The 2,702-nt window shown below is 33.5% G+C and carries 3 protein-coding genes; 2 read left to right on the top strand and 1 reads right to left on the bottom strand.

Going from position 1 to position 2,702, the window contains the following annotated elements:
• Window positions 1-178 precede the first annotated feature (178 nt).
• Both R2Q66_RS23830 and R2Q66_RS23825 read left to right on the top strand, forming a co-directional pair.
• Window positions 179-820: a PIN domain-containing protein gene (locus R2Q66_RS23830; protein WP_316753955.1), complete on the top strand. Its 642-nt coding sequence runs from the start codon at window positions 179-181 to the stop codon at window positions 818-820.
• Window positions 821-1,008: 188 nt separating this feature from the next.
• Entirely contained in the window at window positions 1,009-2,106 is a 1,098-nt protein-coding gene (locus R2Q66_RS23825; RefSeq protein WP_316753953.1) for a Fic family protein, read from the top strand.
• Between the two features lie 269 nt (window positions 2,107-2,375).
• Here R2Q66_RS23825 and R2Q66_RS23820 read toward each other — a convergent pair.
• Window positions 2,376-2,702, bottom strand: a 327-nt coding sequence (locus R2Q66_RS23820; RefSeq protein ID WP_316753951.1) for a hypothetical protein, incomplete at its 5' end; no start/stop codon positions are given.

Below are 2,702 nucleotides of genomic sequence, written 5' to 3'. Positions count from 1 at the left end.
TGCAGTAGCTGATGGCATAAATATAAAAATGTATAAAATACAAAGCTATATTTTTAACGCCTCCTCCACAAGTTTTGGGATTGATCCGATTTTTGTTGAAAAGGTCAGGACGCTATAGTTTACACTTTTTATAATAAAATAAATTGTCTTTTTTTGTGTGAGCTGATTTATTCATAACATGAAAGTAGTTCTGGACTCTAATATCATTATTGCTGATTTTAACCTTTCATCACCAGAATTTAAGATTTTGCTTACAAGTGCAAAAAATAGAAGAATAGAACTTTATATTCCTCATATCGTGTTAGACGAAGTTTTTAACAAATTTAGGCAGCATCTGGAAAAATCCCAAAGTGAGATATGCTTAGGCTTTGAAAAATTAAATAGACTCACAAAAACTAACTTAGAATCTGGGGTCTCTAATGATTTTATAGCAGCGTGTAAATGTAATTACGAATCATATATAAAAGAAACAATATCAATTCATAATATTCAGATCATTCCATATCCTAATATTTCTCATCAATATCTTGCAAAAAAAGCAATGCACATAAAAAAGCCCTTCAATGTCAATGAAAAGGGGTATAGGGACAGTCTTATCTGGGAAAATATTAAATCCTTAATATCTAAAGAGAATATAAACATCGAAACTTCTCTAGAAGTAGTATTTATTACAGGAAATCATAAAGATTTTTTAACGGATGAGGGAGATTTTCATGATGATTTAGTCTCTGAGTTGAAAAGTGAAGGTATAAAGTCTGAATTTATTTTTGCTCTTCGAAGTGTACGCGATTTCAATAATAATATTTTACTTTTCTATTGAAACGTTAAAATTAGTGTTCTTGTTGTGAAATTCATATATCTTTGGTTAATTTATTGATAAAAAAGTTACGTCTTGCATCGACCTTGATTTTAAAACTCATGTAAGCATTCTTTAGATGATCTAGTTGTCATGTAAATAAAATAAGATTATCTTTACATGACGAGGCGTCTAGTGTAAATGAATTATATATGAAAAAAATAGCCATACAAAAGAGCGATTTGCCTTTTAATGAATTACCATTGCTGCCTCCTGATCAAATTAAAGTGGAGACAATTACTGTTTTAAGACAAGTTGTGCAATCTTCAATTGCCTTGGCAGAATTAAAAGGACTAGTATATACACTGCCCAACCCATCGATACTTCTAAATGCAGTAATACTTAAAGAAGCCCGAATGAGTTCAGAGATAGAAAATGTTATTACTACTCATGATAGGCTTTATCAAGCATTGTCTGCAACTGGTACCCAAATAGATCATGCTACTAAGGAAGTTTTACGCTATAGAGAAGCTATGCTTGCCGGGTTTAAAATGATCATTCATAAGGGGTTTTTGAATACGAACGGAGTATTGGCTATACAAGAAATCCTAGAAGAGAATAAAGCAGGGCTTAGAAGGTTGCCTGGAACCTCATTAAAAAATGCTGTTACTGGTGAAGTTATTTATACGCCACCGGACGATTATGATACGATCCTTGCATTAATGAAAAATTTAGAGGTGTATATAAACGAAGCTGATGTACTTTCTCCATTGATTAAACTGGCAGTTCAACATTATCAATTTGAAAGCATACATCCATTTTATGATGGTAACGGCAGGACCGGAAGAATTATCAATGTCCTTTATTTATGCTTACATGGTCTTTTAGACAGTCCGGTACTCTATTTAAGTGACTATATTATAAAACATAAAACTGATTATTATAGGTTACTTGGAGAAGTGAAGACAAAGGACAATTGGGAGGAATGGGTATTATTTATATTAAAAGCTGTAGAGGAAACTTCTAAACAAACCATTGATCAAATTAAGTCGATCAATCAGCTCTTTTTGAGATTACAGAAAAAAATAAAAGAGGAGGCACCCAAACTATCCAATAAGGAATTATTAGAGTTGCTATTTGAGCAACCATACTGTAAAATAGAATTTGTCATTGAAAGACTCAAAGTTTCAAGGGTAACAGCCTCAAAATACCTTAACGGATTAGAAAAAATTGGAATATTGCAGTCTAAAAAAGTATGGAAGGAGACCATATTTATCAATGTAGAACTATTTGAACTTTTGAAAAAATAAACTACTAGAGATTTTGAACTTCTCTAGTAGTGATGAATTTTGGCCGATGTTAATATCATTTATGTGGACGGGAATTAGCTGTTTTTAGCCCTTTCCCAAGCTTGTCAAATTCATCCATTTTTCTTTTCAAATCGGCCAACCGCTTCAAATCAGCAATAAATCGAGAATTAATCCGCACCATAAGCGACCCCAGTTTTGAAAGCAGTCTGAAAAGGCTGCTTTTTTTTGCCCGTTTTTTTTTCGCAACAAAGCAGATCAGAGCTTCAGCATCATTTTGGCAGCATTACTTTCCCTGCTATAAAATTAAGATGCCGGTATTTTCCCGTCAGCCGCTTTTCCAACCTTTCTCTGTTCTCCTCAAATGAAACAACCGGTTGATCAAAATGCCAGGTGCCCAGGTAATTTAAAGTCCCCGCCGCCACATAAAAAATAAACCGCTCCAATCGCTCTTTAAAAAAATCACCAAAGGTCGAAGTCCTATAAATATCAGCAGCGCTATAGCCCTTAAATACCGGATCGGTATGAATCACACTTCCGAGTAACTTACTTTGTGTCCAGCAATAATTCAGAATAATATAATTCCCGGCAGGGATATG

Source organism: Pedobacter gandavensis (assembly GCF_032677645.1).
GTDB lineage: Bacteria > Bacteroidota > Bacteroidia > Sphingobacteriales > Sphingobacteriaceae > Pedobacter > Pedobacter gandavensis_A.
This window is presented reverse-complemented; position numbering and strand designations above follow the sequence as displayed.

Coding starts and splice junctions, on each gene's coding strand:
- R2Q66_RS23830 (WP_316753955.1), top strand. CDS start 179: ATGAAAGTAGTTCTGGACTCTAATATCATTATTGCTGATTTTAACCTT.
- R2Q66_RS23825 (WP_316753953.1), top strand. CDS start 1,009: ATGAAAAAAATAGCCATACAAAAGAGCGATTTGCCTTTTAATGAATTA.